Annotated in this window: 16 protein-coding genes; 11 read left to right on the top strand and 5 right to left on the bottom strand. The window is 30.7% G+C overall.

Annotation, left to right across the window (positions count from 1 at the left end; genetic code table 11):
- Positions 1-23: 23 nt before the first annotated feature.
- Positions 24-1,352, bottom strand: coding sequence for a deoxyribodipyrimidine photo-lyase (locus V9L04_RS08290; RefSeq protein WP_338793626.1), 1,329 nt, complete (start codon positions 1,350-1,352; stop codon positions 24-26).
- A gap of 274 nt (positions 1,353-1,626) precedes the next feature.
- Between V9L04_RS08290 and V9L04_RS08285 the strand changes: the two genes are divergently transcribed.
- The 4 genes from V9L04_RS08285 (at position 1,627) to thrC (ending at position 6,919) form a co-directional block, all read left to right on the top strand.
- Positions 1,627-3,369 carry an FAD-dependent oxidoreductase gene (locus V9L04_RS08285; RefSeq protein ID WP_338793625.1) on the top strand — a complete coding sequence of 581 codons (1,743 nt, stop codon included), beginning with the start codon at positions 1,627-1,629 and terminating at the stop codon, positions 3,367-3,369.
- Between the two features lie 12 nt (positions 3,370-3,381).
- On the top strand, positions 3,382-4,038 hold the full coding sequence (locus V9L04_RS08280; protein ID WP_338793624.1) for a hypothetical protein: 657 nt from the start codon (positions 3,382-3,384) through the stop codon (positions 4,036-4,038).
- Positions 4,035-5,525 carry a SpoIIE family protein phosphatase gene (locus V9L04_RS08275; RefSeq protein WP_338793623.1) on the top strand — a complete coding sequence of 497 codons (1,491 nt, stop codon included), beginning with the start codon at positions 4,035-4,037 and terminating at the stop codon, positions 5,523-5,525. Before V9L04_RS08280 ends, V9L04_RS08275 begins: the two co-directional genes overlap by 4 nt.
- 86 nt (positions 5,526-5,611) lie before the next feature.
- Positions 5,612-6,919, top strand: a complete 1,308-nt coding sequence (gene thrC, locus V9L04_RS08270; RefSeq protein WP_338793622.1) for a threonine synthase — start codon at positions 5,612-5,614, stop codon at positions 6,917-6,919.
- A gap of 12 nt (positions 6,920-6,931) precedes the next feature.
- Here the strand turns inward: thrC and V9L04_RS08265 are convergent, their stop codons facing one another.
- On the bottom strand, positions 6,932-7,552 hold the full coding sequence (locus tag V9L04_RS08265; protein WP_338793621.1) for a chemotaxis protein: 621 nt from the start codon (positions 7,550-7,552) through the stop codon (positions 6,932-6,934).
- Between the two features lie 902 nt (positions 7,553-8,454).
- Between V9L04_RS08265 and V9L04_RS08260 the strand changes: the two genes are divergently transcribed.
- From V9L04_RS08260 to V9L04_RS08235, 6 genes are all read left to right on the top strand, one after another.
- Positions 8,455-8,793, top strand: a complete 339-nt coding sequence (locus V9L04_RS08260; protein ID WP_338793620.1) for an HU family DNA-binding protein — start codon at positions 8,455-8,457, stop codon at positions 8,791-8,793.
- Between the two features lie 164 nt (positions 8,794-8,957).
- Positions 8,958-9,896, top strand: coding sequence for a tetratricopeptide repeat protein (locus V9L04_RS08255; protein WP_338793619.1), 939 nt, complete (start codon positions 8,958-8,960; stop codon positions 9,894-9,896).
- 748 nt (positions 9,897-10,644) lie between these two features.
- Positions 10,645-12,210, top strand: coding sequence for an Rne/Rng family ribonuclease (locus tag V9L04_RS08250; RefSeq protein WP_338793618.1), 1,566 nt, complete (start codon positions 10,645-10,647; stop codon positions 12,208-12,210).
- Positions 12,211-12,682: 472 nt separating this feature from the next.
- The gene (locus V9L04_RS08245) at positions 12,683-14,869 is read left to right on the top strand and encodes a M48 family metallopeptidase (RefSeq protein ID WP_338793617.1); all 2,187 of its coding nucleotides are present in this window, start codon (positions 12,683-12,685) and stop codon (positions 14,867-14,869) included.
- A 5-nt stretch (positions 14,870-14,874) separates the two neighbouring features.
- On the top strand, positions 14,875-15,579 hold the full coding sequence (locus tag V9L04_RS08240; protein WP_338793616.1) for a hypothetical protein: 705 nt from the start codon (positions 14,875-14,877) through the stop codon (positions 15,577-15,579).
- Between the two features lie 230 nt (positions 15,580-15,809).
- Entirely contained in the window at positions 15,810-17,333 is a 1,524-nt protein-coding gene (locus tag V9L04_RS08235) for a hypothetical protein (RefSeq protein WP_338793615.1), read from the top strand.
- 241 nt (positions 17,334-17,574) lie between these two features.
- On the opposite strand, the gene V9L04_RS08230 is transcribed toward V9L04_RS08235, so the two are convergent.
- The 3 genes from V9L04_RS08230 to V9L04_RS08220 are packed head-to-tail and all read right to left on the bottom strand — an operon-like array spanning position 17,575 to position 19,955.
- Positions 17,575-18,270 carry a transposase gene (locus V9L04_RS08230; protein WP_338793614.1) on the bottom strand — a complete coding sequence of 232 codons (696 nt, stop codon included), beginning with the start codon at positions 18,268-18,270 and terminating at the stop codon, positions 17,575-17,577.
- A 58-nt stretch (positions 18,271-18,328) separates the two neighbouring features.
- Positions 18,329-19,372: an IS630 family transposase gene (locus V9L04_RS08225; RefSeq protein ID WP_338793613.1), complete on the bottom strand. Its 1,044-nt coding sequence runs from the start codon at positions 19,370-19,372 to the stop codon at positions 18,329-18,331.
- Between the two features lie 37 nt (positions 19,373-19,409).
- Entirely contained in the window at positions 19,410-19,955 is a 546-nt protein-coding gene (locus V9L04_RS08220; RefSeq protein WP_338793612.1) for a hypothetical protein, read from the bottom strand.
- Positions 19,956-20,311: 356 nt separating this feature from the next.
- Here V9L04_RS08220 and V9L04_RS08215 point away from each other — a divergent pair, with 356 nt between their 5' ends.
- Positions 20,312-22,111, top strand: a complete 1,800-nt coding sequence (locus V9L04_RS08215; RefSeq protein WP_338793611.1) for a M14 family zinc carboxypeptidase — start codon at positions 20,312-20,314, stop codon at positions 22,109-22,111.
- Positions 22,112-22,126 lie beyond the last annotated feature (15 nt).

Below are 22,126 nucleotides of genomic sequence, written 5' to 3'. Positions count from 1 at the left end.
AACAAACTAATAATGCTTCTATTTCAATCATTTAAAGCCTTTTTATAGGTTTCTAAAACTCGTTCTCGTGCCATCTTATGTTCTACAATTGGTTTTGGATAATTTTTGGTATCATATTCTTTTATCCAAGTGCGAATATATTTTTGATTTTTATCAAATTTTTTGAGTTGTGATTCAGGATTAAAAACACGGAAATAAGGTGCAGCATCTACACCACTTCCTGCAGCCCATTGCCAACCTCCATTATTCGAAGAAAGCTCATAATCTAATAATTTTCTAGCAAAATAACCCTCTCCCCATCGCCAGTCGATAAGCAAATGTTTTGTCAGAAAACTAGCCACTACCATTCTGACACGGTTGTGCATAAAACCAGTTTCATTGAGTTGGCGCATTCCTGCATCTACTAATGGATAACCTGTTTTTCCCTCACACCAACTTTCAAATTCAGCCTCATTATTTCGCCACGGAATTCTATCATATTTCGAACGAAAAGCTGTATCAACTACTTTTGGGTAATGATACAGAATAGTCATATAAAATTCTCTCCATATTAGTTCATTAAAATATTTTTCATTGGTTTCTTTGGCTAGTCGTGCTAGTTTTCGGATGCTAATTGTTCCGAAACGCAAATGTGGACTCAATCTACTTGTTCCTTCTTTTGCTGGAAAATCTCTTGTTTCTTCATAATTTTTGATTATATCTTTAGGAAAATCATCTGAGGGAATATGAGGATTTTTATTCTCTTCAAAGCCTACTTCTTTCAAAGTAGGAAAATCAAATACTTCTGAGGCATTTATTTTAAGGAAATTATCAAAATATTTTTCTGTTGGATAACTTTTGAGATAATAAGGTTTTAAAGCATCTTTCCATTTTTTACTATACGGTGTATAGACAACATAAGGAGTTCCATCATCTTTCAAAACTTCATCTTTTTCAAAAATAACTTGATCTTTAAAAGTTTTGAATTTGATGTTTTTCTCTGCTAAAAACTCATTTATGTTCTCATCTCTAATTTGTGCATAAGGTTCATAATCATGATTGGTATAAACTTCTTTTATATCATAGATTTCAATTAATTCTTTATAAATCTCTATGGGTTTTCCTATTTTTATGCACAACGAACTGCCTATTTTCTTACTTTCTAATTCTTCTTTTATCTTATCTAAATACCTAAAAATCATTGTTAGGCGTGCATCATCTTTGTCTTCTAACTGCTCCAAAATTTCTGTATCATAAATAAAAAGAGGCAATACTTCAAATTCTGAGCGCAAGGCGTGATACAATCCTGCATTATCATCAAGACGTAAATCTCTACGAAACCAAAAGATAGAAATTTGTTTTTTACTAGGCATATTATTTTAAGAATAGTTTTTATTTTTTTTAATGTCTTGCTAACTCTCTATTTATTTTTATTGTTTTGAAAAAATGTGATGACAAAATCTTATTTTTCTGTCTAGAATAAAAAATACATTTTAACAATAAAATTATGAAAAAAAAATAGTAATTTATTGAGTTGAAAGTTTTAGGAAAAATGAATTGGAAATAAAAAAACTTGCTTTTTTTGTAAAAAATTCCTTTCTTACACTATAAAATTTACTTAACTATTATTAAAATAATTCTATTACAATGGCTAAAAAAGTAGCTATTCTAGGAGGTGGTGTTGCTGGAATGAGTGCAGCACATGAGCTTATTGAACGAGGCTTTGAAGTAGAAGTCTATGAAAAACAACCTCATTATGTAGGTGGAAAAGCTCGTAGTGTGGATTATTTTGGAGAAGAGCAAGACCCTTATTTAAAACCTCTTCCTGGTGAACATGGTTTTCGTTTTTTTCCTGGATTTTATCGTCATATTGTTGATACTATGCAAAGAACACCTTTCATAGATGCAGATGGAAAAAAACAAACTTGTTTTGATAATTTAGTTTTTTCAGAAACAGCTATGATGGCTAGTTTTGATAAACCTCCTTTGGTTACCCTTGTGAATTTCCCCAAATCTCTTAAAGACTTAAAAATAATTCTTCACGATTTTGTAGAAGCTCCACAAGTTACAGGACTTACACATCAAGATGCCGAATTTTTTGCTAAAAAATTATGGAAATTAGCTACAAGTTCTTATCAACGTCGAAAAAGTGATTACGAACGCATTTCTTGGTGGGAATATACAGATGCTGATAACCAAAGTGAAGCCTATCAAACTTATTTTGTAGGAGGACTTACACGTACTTTGGTAGCTGCTAAAGCAAAAGAAGTAAGTACAAAAACAGGTGGAGATATTCTACTGCAATTATTATTCTTGATGGGAAGCCCTAAGGCACATGCTGATAGAGTTTTGAATAAACCTACCAATGAAGCATGGCTTTATCCTTGGAGAGATTATTTGTTAGAAAAAGGAGTAAATTATTTTCATCATCATGAAGTAACTCATATTTCATGTGTAAATGGAAAAATAAATTCAGCTACTGTAAAAGATAAAGAAGGAAATGAAAAACAGGTTTTAGCAGATTATTTTATTTCTTGTGTTCCTGTTGAAAGAATGAATGAGCTTCTGACAGAAGAAATACTAGAGGCAGATCCTGTTTTAAAAGGTATCCAAAGTCTTACAAATGATGTTTCTTGGATGACAGGAATTCAATTTTATTTAAATAAAGACGTAAAACTTAATAAAGGACATACTATTTATACTGATTCGCCTTGGGCATTAACTTCTATTTCTCAACTTCAGTTTTGGACAAATTATACTATTGAAGACAGAGGTAATGGAAAGGTCAGAGGTGTTTTTTCAGTAGATATTTCAGATTGGTTTACAGAGGGTCTTAATGGTAAACAAGCAAGTCAATGTATTTCTAAAGATGAGGTAAAAGATGAAGTTTGGGCAGAACTCAAACGAAGTCTTAATGTAGACGGACAGGAAGTTTTGACGGATGACATGCTGGAAGATTATTATCTTGATAGAGATATTGGGTTTCAGAAAAATATGGCAACCACAAATGAAGAACCTTTACTTGTAAATAAGATAAATACTTGGATACTTCGCCCAGATGCTTACACCAATATTCCTAATTTTTTCTTAGCTTCGGATTATGTAAGAACAAATACTGACCTTGCAACTATGGAAGGAGCAAATGAAGCTGCACGAAGAGCAGTCAATGCAATTCTAAATTATGAAAATTATTCTGGCAAGTATTGTGAAATTTGGGATTTACACGAGCCAGATATTTTACACGTTTATCGTTGGTATGACCTTACTCGTTTTCGAAAAGGACTTCCTTGGAAAGTAGAAAAAGATGGAAAACTACCTTTTCCATACAATATTGTAAATTGGCTGAATATAGCTTGGGTAAGCTTTAAAGATATTTTGGGGATTTTATAAACAATTAATTTTATGAATGAGTGGTTTAATCTTGAGAGATATTCTGTTGGACAACTTGTTTTATTTGGAATAGCAGCTCTATTTTGGGTAATAACTTATATTCTTGTAATCAAAGATGGTTTCAAAAAACAATATGTTGGTATCCCTATTGCTGCTATTGCTGCTAATTTTGCTTGGGAAATTCTATGGAGTACAGTATTTCATACTGATATGGGATTATTTTTTGAATGGGGCTATAGAATTTGGTGCATACTAGATATAGTAATTGTTTATTTGTTATTCCAGTATGGTTATAAACAAATAGATAACAAAAATCAACGACAAGCCTTTAAACCTCTGTTTATTTTTGGTGTAATAGGTTGGATGGTGGGAATATATTTTTTTACTAAAGAATATATAGATCCTATTGGTGCAGTTGCAGCGTATCTAGTAAATGCAAATATGTCATTACTTTTTATTTTACTTGTTCTTAGGCAACCAAAAGAAATTGCTATTGCATTACGTTATGACGTAGCTTGGTATAAAATGTTAGGAACAACTTTAACGAGTGTATTCTGTTTTTGGGCATATCCAGACCAACATTTTATGCTTGCCATGACTGTAATTACATTTATACTAGATATTATTTATATATACCTTGTAGGGAAATTTAGAAAAGAAAAAATATGAGTGTTGCTAGTATATTTGGATTTGAAAAGTTATCTGTTGAGGAACAGACTAAAAGAAATGCATTTTTAAGAATTACTGTATTCTCTGCTTTAGGAGGTATTTTGTGGGGAAGTACATATATCTTTTTTAATCAATATGGAGCTGTCATTACAGGATTTATTTATCTGATGTTTGTAGCCTTAAATCTAACTTACTTAAAATTTACTCATAATTATAAAGTCTTTCGTATAGTTGGATTAATAATGTTACTAATTAATCCAATAGGCTCTCAACTTAGTTTAGGAGGTTTTGTGGCTGGTAGTGCTGTAATTTTAGCTTCCTCATTAGCTCCAATTAGTGCATTAACTATTCAAAGTGTAAGAGCTTCTCGTTTATTTTTTTATTCTTATTGTTTAGTAGTAATATTAACAGGAGTATTAGAGTTTATATTTTTGCAAAATACTTCTAGTAATGTTCCAAAAAATATAAGTTTACTATTTTTTGTTAGTAATAGTATTGTTATTCCTGCAATTTTTTATTTTGTTTTAGAATATTTTTTCAAACAGCAAGAAAAATTCAAAAAGATTGTAGAAGAAAAAAATCTACAACTCACAGAACAACAAGATGAGATAGCAGCAAGTAATGAAGAGTTATTTCAACAAAAAGAAGAACTTGCAACTATTCTTGAAGTAGTACGAGATAAAAACAGACTTATAGAAAAGCAAAATACAGAAGTAAGGTCAAGTATTTTGTATGCTAGTCGTATTCAAAATGCACTCTTACCCATCGATAAAAAAATTAAAGGTTATTTTAAGGATGAGTTTTTTATACTTAACAAACCACGTGATATAGTTTCAGGCGATTTTTATTGGTTTGAAAAATTAGAAGACTGTGCTATCATTGTAACAGCAGACTGTACTGGACACGGAGTGCCAGGGGCATTTATGTCTATGCTTGGTGTTACAGGACTTAATTCTATTGTTTTTCAGGAAGGCATTTTCAGAGCTGACAAAATTCTCAACCATTTACATGATTATATCTATAAATCGCTACAACAAGAAGAAGGAAAAAGTGCTGATGGAATGGATGTAAGTGTTTTGGTTATCTATGATTCTATTCCAATTGCTGAATTTGCAGGAGCTATGAATTCTATTTATTTTATTCAAGATAATGAGTTGATAGAACTGAAAGCTGACAAAAAACCAATAGGTAGTAATCATTATGGAAAAGACAGACAATATTCCAAACAAATAATTGATATTTCAAAACCAACAGTGTTTTACACAGGCTCAGATGGATATCAAGATCAATTTGGAGGAAAAGCAGGACGAAAGTTTATGAAGAAAAATCTTAAAAAAATAGCTTTAGAGCAGTATGCTCAACCTTTCTCAAAACAAAAAGAAATATTTACGTCTACTATTGAGAACTGGATGAAGGAAGGAGAAGAAAATCAGGTAGATGATATTTTATTGATGGGTTTTAAGGTGGATAGAAAAGGAATTAACTAAAAAATAAATGATAATATAGGTTTTGGCAAAATGATTTTTTATTTTTATCAAAATCTTATTCTTTAGTCCTTTCTTGATTACTTTTAATGAATTATTCTAGTACAAACGGAGATGCACAGGTCGGTTCACTAAGTGAAGCCTTATTTCAAACTTTTAGCTCAAATGGAGGTCTTTTGATGCCTGAAACAATAAATCTTTTACCAAAAGAATTTTTATTGAATCTTCATACTTTTTCTTTTAAAGAGATTTGTTTGAAAATCTGTTTGAATTTATTTGGAAATGAAATCCCTGAACAAGATTTAGAAGAAATAATTGAAAAGACATTTGATTTTGAAATTCCATTAGTAGAAATTTATGAAAAAGAAGTGTATTCATTAGAGCTTTTTCATGGCAGTACACTTTCTTTCAAAGATGTAGGAATGCGTTTTATGGCAGCATTGATGAGTTATTTTTTAGCAAAAAATAAAGACAAAAAAGAAATAACTGTTTTAGTAGCCACAACAGGTGATACAGGAAGTGCAGCAGCAAGTGCATTTTTCGAAAAAGAAGGTATAAAACTTTGTATTCTTTATCCAAAAAATAAATTGAGTTTATTGCAAGAAAAACAACTCAATACATGGGGCAAGAATATTATAGCTTTGGAAATTGATGGAACTTTTGAAGATTGTCAAAGGCTTGTCAAAGAAGCCATTACAAATAAAGAACTCAATAAAAGAATACAACTTACAACAGCTAATTCTTATAATATTGCTCGTCTTTTACCACAATGTGTATATTATTTTTGGGCTGTTGCTCAGTTGAAAGGCGAAAAACGAACAGCTATTTTTTCAGTCCCAAGTGGTAACTTTGGAAACATAACAGCAGGAATTATTGCCAAAAAAATGGGTCTTCGAATCAGTCGGTTTATTGCTGCAACGAATATAAATGATGTTGTTCCACAGTATTTACTCAATGGAAGTTTTGAACCTCGTCCTGCTGTTCGCACTATTTCTAGTTCGATGGATACAGGCAATCCAGTTAATTTTAGACGTTTACTGACTCTATACAATCACTCTTATACTCGCTTTTCGGCAGATATTGCAGGCTATAGGCTAACTGACCGAAGAACAAAAAATACCCTCAAGGATCTTTATGAAGGTTATAATTATTTGGCAGATCCTCATTCTACAGTCGCTTATGCTGCACTCAAAAACTATCTTACACCAGAAAGTGAAGTAGGAATTTTTCTTGCTACAGCTCATCCAGCCAAGTATTATGAAGTAGTTAAACAAACCATTTTGGATGTCGAATTAGAAATGCCTCCTTTTTTGGAAGAAGTATTGAGAAAAGATAAAGAAGTTGTTTCTCTGTCTTCTAAATTTGATGATTTGAAAGAATTTCTAACAAAAAATTAAACTCTAATCAAACTATTGTTTTTCTTGTTTTGTAGGATAAAGTACAATTAGAAGAGTAATAATACCAATTATAACAAGAAAAGCAATTTCTATATTGGTAAATAAATCTATTGTATTAAAGGCTCTGTTTACTCTAGCTAACTCTCTTTTTCCTTCATTAATTTGTATATCAGATAAAGAGTTAAGGTTATTTCTGAGTCGTAATAACTTTGTTTCCATGGTGTTCCTCCACTCTTTATCTTGCAAAATATCTCTATTATTCAAGGATTGGTTTTCTAATACTTCCACATCTTTAAAATTGTTATACAACCTTTCTAAGTAGTGTGTTTCGTTGGAAGTAAGTTGTGTCTTTGAAAATTTATCAATTAAAGTATAAATAGAGTCGTTTATAGCAGCATTTTTCGTAGAATAAAAATTAGAATCTGAAAGTAAAAAGGCAATTCTTTTTTCTTGTGTAAGGTTAGAAATGTTATAAATCAAGTTTTTGACAATCAATCTATCTTTATACATGGTAGAAACAGAAGCTCTGATGCCTTTAATATGGTCTCTATCTATTAGGTTAGTGGCTAAGACCAGTAAAAAAATAAATAATATTCCAGTTATCCACATTATTTTCTTGACAGTATTTTTCATAATCAAACCTTTTTTTATGAGATGAACCTTTAGAAACTCATAACTCTACATTTACTAAAAAGTTTATAGTAATACTATCAATTATCATTTTGTTTCATTCAATTTTAAATAAACTAGACACAACAACTCCTGTTATATTATTTTTTAATAAAAAAAACTTGCTAATTCATTCATTTTCAGTAATTTAGTATTTGTGAATTAGAAAGATGACTTTCAAACTATTTTTGCAACTAAAAATGATTCAAAACTTGTGAAAAAAATAGATAAACAACAGGATTTCTCTTGAGAATAATTTAATTCAAGATGTTACCTTACTATAAAAACAAATTTTTAATAGAATTTTACTTGCTAAATACAAATTACAAAAGTACCTTTGCACTCCCAAAAGGATTGACAACAATCTGACAATGAAGTGATTAGTTTTGGTATATTATCAAATAAAAGTTAATTTATTAAACTATAACTTCAAAAAAGATAAAAAAAAATAATTAAAAATGGACTGTAAAATAGAGTTTTAAAGTTAGAATATACGCAGAAATCTTATTACATGATTTTATATTCTGAGTTTGATATTTTTTACAATAGTTTGTTTGGTTATATATTGATTTTTCTTACTTGTTTGATTTTGCTATTTTATCCTTATTTGGAACACAAACAACTAAATATCAATTGAATATAATTGGGAAATTGTTTATGCAAATAGTTTAGTTAGTAAACTATTTTATTAAATACTCCACCAAATTCTATATAAAAATTAGAGTTAGATAGAATATTCTATCTGTTATTTTGATTTTTGTTATCATACTTATTGAATTTTATTTTTGATAAACTGGTTTTGATACATCAAACTCAGCATCAATTTTATTTAAAATTCATTCTTTTAACCTAAAAAAACAACCACAGTGACTAAAGCAGATCTTATTGCAGAAATTGCTAACCGCACCGAAAAAGATAAATTCGACGTTCAAAATATCGTAGAAGAATTTTTTAATGTAGTAAAAGACAACATGGCAGAGGGAGAGAACATTTATGTTCGTGGATTCGGAAGCTTTGTCAATAAAAAAAGAGCTAGAAAAGTAGCTCGTGATATTGCAGCCAAAAAACCAATGGTTATCGAACCTCACTTTGTTCCTAGTTTCAAACCAGCCAAAACATTTGTAGAAGCTGTAAAAACTAGCGAAAAACTACTTGCAGAAGTAGAATTAGAAGAGTCTGATAGAAGAATGAAAGCAACAGCTTAAATTATAATTATGAATTATAAATGGTAAATTATGAAATTTCATTAAGTCATAGTTTAATATTGAAGTATATTTTTTAATAAAACCTATTTTAATAAAAATATATTTAACGTATTGTCTTCATAATTTACCATTCATCATTAATCATTTACCATTGTTTTCAAGTTATGCAAATCAAACAGTATTCACTTATCGCAGCAGGAGTTGGACTAACAGCTCTTTTGGCTTTTTTACCCAAAGGGGTTGTAAAAAATGATTCTGATACTTCTGCAAATCGTGATAAAGGTGTGGTTTCGGCTTCTTCTTCTCTCAATCAAGAATTTAGTCAGGAAAATACTATTCCTGATGGACATAGTGAAGACGACGGACATGACCATAGTAATTCAGAAGCAAATGAAGACACTCAAAATGCTACTACACAGCACATGATGACTGTTTCAGAAGAAGATAAAGAATTATTAAACTCAGCTCGTACTCTTTATTTTGAAGTTTCTAATACAAAAAATGTAAGTCATAATGATAAACATCAAGCCTTAGAGAACTTTATTGAAAATCTCAAAAAAATTAGCTTGTTTGATAGTGCAGCCTATTATTTGGCTATTGAAGCAGAAGAAAATCCAACTTTAGGACATAATCTTGCTGCTGCTGATGCCTATTATGAAGCCTCTGTTTTTGCTATTAATCCAACAAAAGCAAGTGCAGCCTCTGAAAAAGCAAGGAAGTATTATGAGTTAGTTTTGAAGGAAAATCCAAAAAATACAGATGCAAAGGCACAACTTGCAATGACCTATGTAACAACTCCTAATCCGATGAAGGGAATTGCAATGCTTAGAGAAATTGTAGAGCAAGACCCAAATCATACAAAGGCGATTGAGAATTTAGGATTACTTTCTGTACAGTCTGGGCAGTATGACAAAGCTGTTACTCGTTTTGAGAGATTAGTAGAACTCAAGCCCGATGATGTCTCGGCTCATTTGTATTTGGGAGTAAGCTACAAAGAAACAGGAGCAAAAGAAAAAGCTAGAAAACAATTAGAGTTTGTCTTTGATAATGCAACTGACCCAGCTTTGAAAGAAGCAGCTAAAGAGTATTTAAAAGGACTCTAAACGTGAAATAAACTGACAAATTGTGTAAAACTTACTATTTTTTTATTAATTGTATGATTTTTGCACTATTTATGGTATATTTGCCAAAATTAGGTGTAGAGTAATTAAAATCAATTAAAATTGGTTTCCTTACAATTTTTGAGTATATTTTGTTTCAAATTTTTACTCAAACAAAGCCTTTTATGATTTAGATTTCAATTCTTTTGAAAAACGGCAAAATTCACTAAATCAACCTTATACTTTATTTGACTTATATAATAAATTGGATTGTGTTTTTTCTAATACAGTCATTTATTAATAATTATATTTCAAAATCATTTTTATAAAATTTTAATCATTTAAATCAAAACATTATGCCTTGCGGAAAAAAACGTAAAAGACACAAGATTGCTACTCATAAACGTAAAAAACGTCTTCGTAAAAATCGTCATAAGAAAAAATAATTGACACTCTTTACAAAAGCAGACACTTTTATATAAACAGATTTTATCTGTTTCTGAAAGTTTCTGCTTTTGGTATTGAAAAGCGTTTGTGGCAAAATGTAGCAAACACTTTCTGATGTATTTTTGAGATAGATTATTAAAACTCTTATCAATACTATTTAAGACAAGCAAAACAACTGTATTGGATTGTCTGCTACAAAATTTGCATTCTTTATGCCTAGCCATAAACGAAGCAAAGAATCTTCCTAACCGAGTTAAAGCGCAGGTTAGTTTAGATAAATTATTCAACTAATCGAATTACGAATGTGAGTAACGAATTAGTAATTAATGCCACTCCTGAAGGAGGGCGAATTGCGCTTTTGCAAGATAGAAACTTAGTAGAGTTTCATCACGATGAGGGAAATCATCAGTTTTCAGTAGGAGATATGTATTTAGGAACAGTAAGACGTATTGTTCCAGGCATGAATGCAGCTTTCATAGACATTGGATATGAAAAAGATGCATTTTTGCATTATTTGGATTTAGGTCCAAATGTAAGTTCTTTGATAAAATATACGAAGCAAGTACGTAGTAATAATCCAAAAAACGGACAGCAAGACTACAAGTTTACCAACTTCCAGCTTGAAAAGCCAATAGATAAACTCGGTAAAATGGGTGATGTTTTGAAGCCAAATCAGCTTGTTTTGGTACAAGTAGTTAAAGAACCAATTTCAACAAAAGGACCTCGTTTGTCGTGTCAGCTTTCATTAGCTGGTAGATATTTGGTGTTAGTGCCTTTTGATGAACGTGTTCTTATTTCTCGTAAAATTACTAGCAAAACCGAACGCCGTCGTCTTCAACGTCTTATAGATTCTATCAAGCCAGAAGGTTTTGGAGTAATTGTACGGACAGTTGCAGAAGGAAAAGATGTAGCAGAACTCGACAGAGATATGAGTACACTTTCTGATAAATGGCGTGGAGGAATGGCAAATCTTGCTAAGGCAAAGCCTAGAGATAAAGTAATTGGAGAAATTAGCAAAGCAACTTCTATGCTCAGAGACCTCTTAAATGAGAGTTTTGATAGCATTACAGTAGATGACGCAAGTACATTTGATACTATAAAGGAATATATTCATAAAATTGCCCCTGATAAAGAACGCATCGTAAAGATGTATAACGGAAGAGGCAAAATTTTTGAAACCTTTGGTATTGAAAGACAACTCAAATTGCTATTTGGAAAAACAGTAAGTTTGCCAAGTGGTGGATATTTGGTTATCGAACATACAGAAGCTCTGCACGTTGTAGATGTAAATAGTGGTAACAAATCGTCCTCAGAAAACGACCAAGAAACTACTGCACTTAAAGTCAATATGGAGGCTGGAGCAGAGGTTGCACGTCAGTTGCAACTTCGTGATATGGGAGGAATTATTGTGATTGACTTTATAGATATGCGAAAATTAGAGAATCGTCGTGCCTTGTATGACCACATGAAAAAAGTCATGCAAACCGATCGTTCCAAATTTACTATTTTACCACTTTCTAAGTTTGGATTGATGCAAATTACACGTCAGCGTGTGCGTCCCGAACTAAACATTGCAACTAGAGAAATTTGTCCTTCGTGTAACGGAACAGGCAAAATTTCGGCATCTATTGGTGTAGCTGAAGCTATTACACACAAGCTAGACTATATCTTAGGCAAACAAAATGAGAAGAAAGTTACTATTGCTTTACATCCTTATTTATATGCTTTTTTTACAGCAGGATTTATTTCCGAACGTATGAAATGGTTTTTTAAATATTACAAATGGGTAACATTAGTAAAAGATTCTTCTTTAGCTCTCACACAGCATCATTTTTATAATGCCAATGGAGAAGAAATAGAAATGGGATAATCCCATTTTAACAGAAAACTTACAAAGTTGATTGAATAGTTGTATTAATTCTATTTATTCACTTTCATTTATATAAAAAAAGACATTTAATTGTCACCTACTTAGAGAACTACAAAAGACTTAACAAAAGAGAATATTTCCCTCTCCTTTTGTGCAAAAGCAAGAAAAACCTTAGCCAACGGAACGGCTAAGGTTTTTTTTTGATAAAATTTTCCACCCTAATATAATGTTTTAGAGTAATGTTAGGGTAAACGCACGAAACTTTTTATACTGCTTTCAGTGTGTTTAAACGCACTTTAATTATCAGAGTATATTAACTTTGCAAAGTTAAAAACTAGCTTGATTTGCTTTAAACGAGTACAATTTTTTTTCGTGCGTTTACCCTAGAGTAATGTCGTGATTTAAATTAAAGTTAATTTTTTTTACTAAATTTGTAATTCTTTTTTATTCAAAAATCTATTTATTCATATTAATGAAACAAATCTTACTTGTCTTACTATTATTATTTAGTGTATTGATTGTAGATACTTCAAATCTTTATGCACAACAAGATTATCTACACCAGTCTCTTAAATCAGAAGGTGAAATCCCACCTGCTTTTCTCAATACTGTAAAGGAAAACTATGCAATAAATTCTCAGACCAGAACGGATGCAGAGTTAGATGATTTTAATGTTATTAGTGGATATGCTATTAATCAGCTTCTTTGGAGTGGTAAAATTGTTTTTGGAGATACAGTTACTCGTTACCTCAATAATATTGTTGATGTTATTTTAAAAGATGATGCAGCTTTACGTCAAAAAATTCAGGTTTATACTGTTAAATCTACTGTTGTTAACGCTTTTACTACTTCAGAAGGATTTATTTTTGTAAATCTTGGACTTATTGCAAGTTGTGAAAATGAAGCCCAATTGGCTTATATTTTAGCCCATGAAATTTCACATTATGTAAAACAGCATAGTGTAAACCGATATACTTATAGTAAAGAAGAGCAAAGAAATGTAGGTAGATTTACTTGGAAAAATTCTAATAGAGAAAAAGTAGATTATACAGCACGTCTCAATATTAGCAATTATTCTAAATCTCAAGAAATAGAAGCAGACGAATATGGATTAGACCTTTTTGGAAAGACATCGTATGATCAAGATGCTTCTGTTAGTGGCTTCAAAATGTTAGATAATTCTGATACACTGAAAAATGATATAGCTTTCAAAAAAACATTTTTTATGAATGAGTATATAAAAGAGTTTGGAGATTCTGTATTTAGAGAGCGAACTCCTCCTTATGCACAAGTTGGAAAATGGATTGGTTTGGAAGCTGATTACCAAAATGAAGATAAAGACGAAGAACTTTCTACTCATCCAAACATAGAAGCACGTATCAAAAATATTTCTAAAAGGATAACAGAAACCCAAAATCAGAATGCTTTGTATGTGGTTGCAGCAGAAGCAGAGTTTAAAGACCTAAAAAAAATAGCTGATTACGAAATATTACAGAGTCAACTAGTACAAAATAAATATATAGATGCTATTTACCAAAGTTTTTCTCTTATTGGAAAATATAATCAAAGTATTTCTACTGATGTAGCTATTGCTAAATCTCTCTATGGAATAGCAAAATACGGAAATATAGAAGAGAAAATAAGCATGAATTATGATTATGCAGAAATAGATTGGAAGGATAAAAACTGGTATGCTGCTTTGGGAGAAATGACTGAAAGAGATAAAACTATTTTTGCACTTACTCATCTTTTTTCAAACTTGGATAATAAAATAGATACAGCTTACGCAAAAAAGGCAATTACTGACTTGTTGATAGACGTTTATATTTATCATGACGAATTGTTGAAAGAGAACTTGAGACTAACCAATAATTTGGATTCTATTTGGACAAATCAAATAGTTAAGCATTCTCGTTTTGATGGTTTCTCGGAAAAAGCGAAAATAGAATTTGACGAGTACCAAGAATGGGAAGACTTCAAAGAAAATAGTAAAGGCATGAAGGAATACAGAGAAAGAGTAGCAAAGGCTCGGTACAATGGTTTTAAATTGGGTATAGATAACGTAATGATTACAGATGTTCGTTATTTAAAAATGAATGTAGGAAGAGGGAAATTTGCTCCTCTCAAAACATTGATTGATAAAGAAGAATACGCTATCGAAGCTATAAAGGAAAGTGCAGAAATATTAGACCTCAATGCGCTTGTTCTTGATCCAAGAGGATTAGAAAAATCAGAAATTACGTTAGCTGTCTTTAATGATTTGGCTACTGTGAATTCTTGGTACATTGCTCAACCTGACGAAGAAGAAATGTACACTTTTGTGGCTAGTAATTATACAGAAATAGAAGAACTAGCGCAACGAACTGGGACAAGACATTTTGTTCGTATGGCAATGTTAGACTTGAAAGTTCCTTACGAACAGAGTAAATACAGTTTTGTTGGTGCTGCTGGGTTTATATTTACGCTTCCTACAATTTACTTTTTCCCTTACAATATATACAGAACTTTTGTAAATCATGATGCTATCATTCTGTCAGAAGTGTATGATTTGGATAGAGCTAGACCATTAGTGATGTATAACGTTTCTGGAAAACCTTTTGGGAAAACTAATATGAAACAAAATATTTTCTTCCAACTTTCTCAAATAAAATCTAAATAAAAAATATGACTATTTCTATAAAAAAAATTATGAGTAGTTTGTTGATACTTCTTAGCTTTATGTTAGTGAGTTCTTCATTATATGCCCAAAACAAACGTGCAAAAAATACATCAGTTGGATATATGGGCAAGCGTTATCTTCTTAATGCTTATTCTAATATTAACTTTATTCCTTTTGGAGATTATTATTTACCTTATAATACGGGTACCAAGGGTTTTCTTTCTTCTATAAAAATTCCTGCAGCATGGAGTTTAGAAGGAGAATACATTATCAATCGTAGATTTGGTGTTACTTTAGGTTCTACTTCTTTTCGTGCTTCTGCTTTTGATCCAGAGCAATCTGACAGGGATAACATGACTAAAGTAAGAACTAACAGTATATCAATAGGAGTCAAAAATTACTTAAAAAGAGAAGGTGGATTAGCTCCAGTAGGATTCTATCAACAGCTCCGTGTCCAACGATTAATGGGAGATAGAGAAGATTTTGTTAGAGTTGGAGAAGGTTATGTTTCTTCGAACAATAAGACTTCTATTGAAACTACCACTCTATTAGGTTATGGTGTAGGTTTCAATTTTGGAATGGGAAAAATACCTCTTTTTACAGTAGGTGCAGATTTTATGACACCTATGGGTGCTTCTAGTGCAGTTCAATATGCTTTTGGAAGTATGTTCTTTACTGCTCGTTTGGGAGTCGTTGTTCCACTATTTTAAATCATAAACCACAAATTCTAAAAATAATTTCTATTGTATAGTATAAACTTCATTGGATAGTGAGGTTGTTTAAGAATGGCTATTTTTCCATAGAAAACTGGGTTTGCAAACGTAGTTCTATGTAAAATGAATTTTCTATCTATGTTCTGTGTGTCAAAGAACGTAGTTTTTTCTATTCTTAAATAGATTTAGTATACAATAGAATTTTCACAAATAATTAATTAAAAAAAATGAAATCTATTTATAAAGTCATAATATTATCTTTTGTTCTGTTTTTATACTTGTCTTCTAGCTTTGCTCAAAACTATGAAATTATAGGAGAGTTTGAGCAAAGAATAGATCCTAATACTGTACCATCTATTTATTACGACGAGCAGAATAAAAGTCTTAGAGTTAGTCCTCGTTTTGTAAGAAATCAAGATTTTTGGGTAGATTTTAAAAAAGGTGGTAAGGTAGAAGAGATAACCTATCAAAAATTAGGAGATGGATACAATGGGAAAAAATATAAAAGAATAGGTCTGTCTTCTTTTTCTGAAAAAGACAGTATAATTTATATCTTCAAACAAAAAAATAAACCTAATTTATTTTATTTTTCATACCAAGAAGAATTAGAAGGAGATCAATCATGGACACTAGATATTTCTTCTTTGACCGACGTTAAGCTGAGAGAGGACGTTATCTATAAAGTTAAATCGCTTAAAGAGGGTGTACTTGCTATACTTTCCTTTGACATAAAAGGAGAATCAAGCAGTCATCTTATTTTAGTAGATCCAAAGACTAGAAAGATTTTTAACTTTTTGTCTATAAAAACTCAACCTAATTTTAATTCATTATCACAGGTATTCAATGACCTAACTAGTGATGGTAAGTATGTGGTTTATCAAGAATATGAACATGAGAGGTTTGAGAAAAAAGCAACAAAACATTTGAGTTTATATTATAGTGACGAGATTGGAAAACATATACAAACTTTCTACGTACAGAAATTAGGAACAGATCAAGTACAGAAGTACCAAATAGATCAGTCTAAGTATTATGTAGGAAAAGCAAAAAACTATTTATTAGAAAATGGAGAATTGCAGTGTGTAGGGCTTTATTCGGATTTACCACAAACTCGTCTTTTATCTCGCCACATGATGAGGTTTGAATCTACTTATACCAATAATGTAAAAGGAATATTTGTACAATCTTTTAAGGATGGACAAAAAAATATCGATGAAAAAATTGTACTAAATGCAGAAATAAAGAAAAAAGCTGTAACAGAGTCTGATGGTAGTATAGCACTAGCCACCTTGGTTTCTACCCCACTCAAAAAAGAAGAAAATGAAGCTATTCTGATGACGATAGAGTCAAGTCTATATTCGGATAATCAACAAAGAAGAAATAGATATGAGAAAATTACCCTTTGTATAGATAAAGATAATACAATTGATTGGTGGGATTTACTACATATAGGAAGAGGAGAAGATATTACTTCTTTAGAATTATCTTCAGCTAATAGAGAAGCTCAATCAGAAGCCAGATATATTACGTTTATGGTTAATGATGACGAAATAGAAATCTATAAGGCTACATGTGGAGATATTACCACTAAAATATTTACAATTCCGAGTAAGATTGACGGGTACAAATACTTATCAATGCAGAGATTCATGAATAAAAATAATGATACCTATGCATTATACACAAAAGGCAAAAAGAATATACTTGTAAGGTTAAAAACAGGAAAAGCCTTCACAGAGATATTAGATTAAAAATAATAAACGTTATCAAGGTTATTTTTGTATAAGGTTTTGTGCATTCGTTTGTGAGCAAGCGAATTTGTCGCTTCCTCAGAAGCGTCATTTTGTACTTTAATCACGCTTCTAAGGAAGCGTTTTTGTTCAGTTTTGAGAACGACGTAGTGCTCAGCGAAGCTAAACTGAACACACATGAATAATTAACTGTGATAACATTTAATTTGTAGAGTTTGATTTTAGTTTACTATTTTGATTATCAAGTTTTTATATTGATTTGCTTTTGCAAAAGGTCTAGTATTTCTTTGTTAGAGCAGAGTATCCTTTGTAAAGAAATAAATCCTTTTTGTTTAAATTGTTTACATTTTCTTCTAATAAATCGGACTATTTTTTGAACTTCAATCGCCAAAAATGCAAATTTTAAAAGTTTATTTTCAAATTCTTCTTTATTTTTTGTTCTAGGTTCACTAATTTTTAATACATGTTTGAGTGTTTTGAAAAACTGTTCTATATAGGTTCTATTGAACCAATGTCTTCGTAATGTTTTTGCAAAAACGGTCAAATTTGGGGTATATATAACACTTACTTTTTTTGAGCCATTTAACCTAAAAAATAATAAAACAACTTCTCTTTTTTGGCATTGATAGAACGCTTTTAGACGTAAAGTAAAAGGTGTTTTTTCTTCTTCCTTGAGATGTCTTTGCGCTTCTTGATGTTTTTTTTCTTTTTCTAAAAAAACACGATCTATATATTCTTTTGAGTTTGTTTTTTTATTATTTACTATAATAATATGATTTTTTTTAGGTACACTAATATAAATCAAACTTGTTGATTGGTTGGTACATTCTTCACTCAATGAAACATCACTATAGCCACTATCACAACTAAAATGAATAGAAGGTAATACACTATTTTCTTTAGCTAATTTTTCTTGTAACTTTCCCCAACGATTCACTAATTTTTTAGCTATTTGAATAGGTTCTTTTTTATCAGCTTTTCCTTTTTTTCTATACTCAATAGAAATTGGTTTTCGAAAATTGGACGTGAAAATTAGGTGCTAAAAGTGTTTCTAGCTCATCTTTATAATCAACGATATATTCAAAAAATGCAAGGACGTTAGTCCTAAATTTTTCAAATGTATTGTAGTATTCATAATCAATTATTTTCTTTCTCATCAACTTCCAAAGTCTTTCAATTAAGTTTAAATTAGGCGAGTAGGCAGGCAAGTAAATGAGTTCTATTTTAGAGCCATATACCCAGTCTTGCACCAAATAAGATTTGAAATAGGAGGCTTGGTCTAAGACCATATACACCTTGCTTTTATCTAAATAGGCTGCTTCTACTTTATCTAAAAATTCTCTTACACTCTCTGAATCAACTGTTTCTGATTCACTAATGAGTATATCGCTTGGATTTTGAATGTTTACTGTACCTGTCAAATTTATGCGCTTTCTACCACTACTACTTTTAATTTCTCTTTCCTCTCCTGTTGGAATCCAAGCATAATTACTTCGGGTATTCCATTGAGGATGAACAGCATCTGCGTAGAGTAGAACAGCATTTTCTGAATCTAAACGCTCTATCAAAGCCTCTATATCTTCTATAAAGTGAGTTTGAAGTTCTTTATCAGCTTTAGCAGGAACTGTTTTTGTCTTTTTATAAGAAAAACCTAGACGTTTCATCAAACTAGGAAGACTTTTAATAGCGTAATCAATACCTAAATTTTCTTTTATCCAATAAGCAATAGACTGGCAGTTTTTATGCAAGTGAGAACGAAGTTCTTTATCTAAAGCTGCCAAATCAAAACTATCCAACTTACCCCAAAAACCTAAATAATTAGAAGAAATAAAACCAGAAAGACCACAGGAATTATAACTTTTTACATAATTATAAACACTACTTAAATCAACACCTAAAAGCTCTGACAACTCTTTTGCTGACTTACCTTGGTCAAGACCTAAAAGAACAGTACAACGAATATAGTCCTTCTTTCCTGAAGAACTTTTACGATAATCTTTTAAAATATCTCGTTCAGAAATACTAAGTTGAAAATTCATAAGCTAAAAATAATCAAAATTTAGATATTTTTGAAATCTAATTACGGATGAGTATAACAAAATCAAAAAATAAAGGATAAAAAACATCTTCAATATATAATCCGAAACAAACCACTTTAAAGCCTAGAGTAGTAGCACGATACTGTCCACTAAAGAAACTTCCAAAATAATCATTTTCTCTACCTAACTCAGAGAGCCATTGACGAAAAATACTGTCATCTAAAACTGCCGTAACTCTTTTTTTTGACCAAATACTACTATCTTTTGAAGCCATTTCTTTCAATAAATGAACCACTTGAGTTTTAAATACATATTCATAAAGTACACGTATTTTGTTGATTGTCAGTTTTTTATACAACTTTTTGTAATTGATGGATACTTGACTACTTGTGATACCAAATTTGACTAAAATACTTTTCAAGGTAGGCAAACCTAGTAACTGACCTAGAAAAAATACAGTTTGCATTTTTTCAAAAAGTAATGTATCAGATTCATCTACATTAGAAATATCTAATTCTGAAAAAGAGTTCTGAAAAAGAGTAGAAGTAGCTGAAAATTCCTGTTCAAAATATTTTTTTGTCAAAGAAACTATTTTTGTGGCTATTTTTTTTTATCATTGTAGTGTATTTTACAAAATCTAATTATTTATTTTGTGGTAAAAACAAATATAGGACTTTTGCAAAATATAATTGCCGTACAGAGTTGATATTCAGCAAAATACGGCAATTTTAAACTCTACAATTTAATAAAGCCTAATGGAATTCAATTTCATTAGGCTTTATTTAAAAAAATGAAGTTCATTTTTCTAAACTTCAAAATGTGGTGTGTATAGAATTTTGAAATCCAATTTTACAAAAAATTATTAAAAACCTAATCTATTCTCCAAAAAACTGTAATTTGAAGACTTAATTTCATTTTTTACCCTTCATTTCTGTTTTTATGAAAAAAATACCTTTACTCTTTTCTACTTTAGTATTCTCTACGTTTCTATTTTCATCTTGTTCTATGGCTCAAAAAACAATATCTTCAGCGAAGAATGACTTTTCCATTCCTTTTGACACAAATAAAAATCAGACAGTTACTTATAAAGAGGGAATTGAATTTTTGAATGAATTATCAGCTGCTTATCCTCAATTTTTGCAAGTCAATGCGTTTGGAATGACTGATAGTGGTGAACCTTTGCACGAAATTATTTTTGAGGTAAATGGAAAATTTAGTCCACTTTCAGAAGCAGAGAAATCAACTAAGTTTGTTGTTTTTATAAATAATGGAATTCATCCAGGAGAATCAGATGGAATTGATGCAACTCTACTACTTTTGAGAGATTTGTGTACAAAAGAAGAAGTTAGAAATCAGTATAAGAATATCGTTTTGGTAGCTATTCCATTTTATAATGTGAGTGGTGCATTAACAAGAAACTCAACAACAAGAGCCAATCAAAATGGAGCAGAAGAATATGGTTTTCGTGGCAATGTCAAAAATTTAGACTTAAATCGTGATTTTGTAAAATGTGATTCCAAAAATGCAGAGAGTTTTACCAAAATGTTTCAAAAGTGGCAGCCTTTAGTTTATCTTGAAAATCATGTTTCGAATGGGGCAGATTATCAATATACAATGACACACTTAGCCACTCAAGCTGATAAATTAGGAGGAAAAATGGGAGAGTTTTTGAATAAAAATTTCACCCCAGCTTTAGAAAAAGCGATGATTAGTCGTAATGAAGAAATGACTCCGTATGTAAATGTTTTTGGTTATGACCCTATAAATGGGTGGGAAGGTTTTATGGATTCACCTCGTTATTCGACTGGCTATGCAGCTCTTTTTCAAACCTTTTCAATGCTGACCGAAACGCACATGTTGAAGCCTTACAACAAACGAGTAAAAGCAACTTCTATTTTTATGGAAGAACTTTTAAAATACGTTCAAACTAATGGAACAGAACTTCAAAAAATAAAGGCAGAAGACCAAAAAGAAGTCAAAACGCAGAAAGAATTTGTTTTAAATTGGGAATTGGACAAAGAAAGACATCGAATATTAAATTTTAAAGGCTATGAATCTTCAACAGAAAAAAGTAAAGTTTCAGGTTTGGATAGAATGAAATACGATACTTCAAAACCTTATGAGAAAGAAGTAAACTATTATGATGCTTTTAAACCCTCTTTAAAAATTGATGTACCGAAGGGATATTTGATTCCACTTGCTTATACCGAAGTTTTGGAGCGTTTGAAATGGAATGAAGTAGAAATAGATACTTTAATCAACGAGCAGCACAAAGACCATAAAGTAGGTGTTTATTCTATCAAAGAATATAAAACCTCTCAATCAGCTTATGAAAGTCATTATGTGCATTATGATGTTGAGCTTTCGAAAGAGATAATGACATTTGGAGAAGCTCTACGCTATCCAGAACAAAAATATGTCTTGGTCAAAATGAATCAAGCAGCTAATCGATATATTTTCGAAATGTTAGAGCCACAAGGGAAAGATTCATTTTTTGCATGGAATTTCTTTGATGGAATCTTGCAGCAAAAAGAACATTTTTCGCCTTATGTTTTTGAAGATATTGCAGCTCAAATTTTGGAAGAAAATCCTGCTCTGAGAAAAGAGCTAGAAGATAAAAAAGCAAACGATGAAGAGTTGGCAAAAAGTGCATATTTGCAATTAGAGTTTATTTATCAACATTCTATACATTATGAAAAAACACATTTAAAATACCCTATCTTTAGAATAGGAGGATAATTTTTGATTTTTATC

Origin of the sequence: Bernardetia sp. MNP-M8, assembly GCF_037126285.1 — a bacterium.
GTDB lineage: Bacteria > Bacteroidota > Bacteroidia > Cytophagales > Bernardetiaceae > Bernardetia.
The sequence above is the reverse complement of the archived record's forward strand: the minus strand, read 5'-3'. Positions and strand labels throughout refer to the sequence as shown.

Coding starts and splice junctions, on each gene's coding strand:
- V9L04_RS08255 (WP_338793619.1), top strand. CDS start 8,958: ATGCAAATCAAACAGTATTCACTTATCGCAGCAGGAGTTGGACTAACA.
- V9L04_RS08215 (WP_338793611.1), top strand. CDS start 20,312: ATGAAAAAAATACCTTTACTCTTTTCTACTTTAGTATTCTCTACGTTT.
- V9L04_RS08290 (WP_338793626.1), bottom strand. CDS start 1,352: ATGCCTAGTAAAAAACAAATTTCTATCTTTTGGTTTCGTAGAGATTTA.
- V9L04_RS08240 (WP_338793616.1), top strand. CDS start 14,875: ATGACTATTTCTATAAAAAAAATTATGAGTAGTTTGTTGATACTTCTT.
- V9L04_RS08275 (WP_338793623.1), top strand. CDS start 4,035: ATGAGTGTTGCTAGTATATTTGGATTTGAAAAGTTATCTGTTGAGGAA.
- V9L04_RS08235 (WP_338793615.1), top strand. CDS start 15,810: ATGAAATCTATTTATAAAGTCATAATATTATCTTTTGTTCTGTTTTTA.
- V9L04_RS08280 (WP_338793624.1), top strand. CDS start 3,382: ATGAATGAGTGGTTTAATCTTGAGAGATATTCTGTTGGACAACTTGTT.
- V9L04_RS08285 (WP_338793625.1), top strand. CDS start 1,627: ATGGCTAAAAAAGTAGCTATTCTAGGAGGTGGTGTTGCTGGAATGAGT.
- thrC (WP_338793622.1), top strand. CDS start 5,612: ATGAATTATTCTAGTACAAACGGAGATGCACAGGTCGGTTCACTAAGT.
- V9L04_RS08245 (WP_338793617.1), top strand. CDS start 12,683: ATGAAACAAATCTTACTTGTCTTACTATTATTATTTAGTGTATTGATT.
- V9L04_RS08225 (WP_338793613.1), bottom strand. CDS start 19,372: ATGAATTTTCAACTTAGTATTTCTGAACGAGATATTTTAAAAGATTAT.
- V9L04_RS08265 (WP_338793621.1), bottom strand. CDS start 7,552: ATGAAAAATACTGTCAAGAAAATAATGTGGATAACTGGAATATTATTT.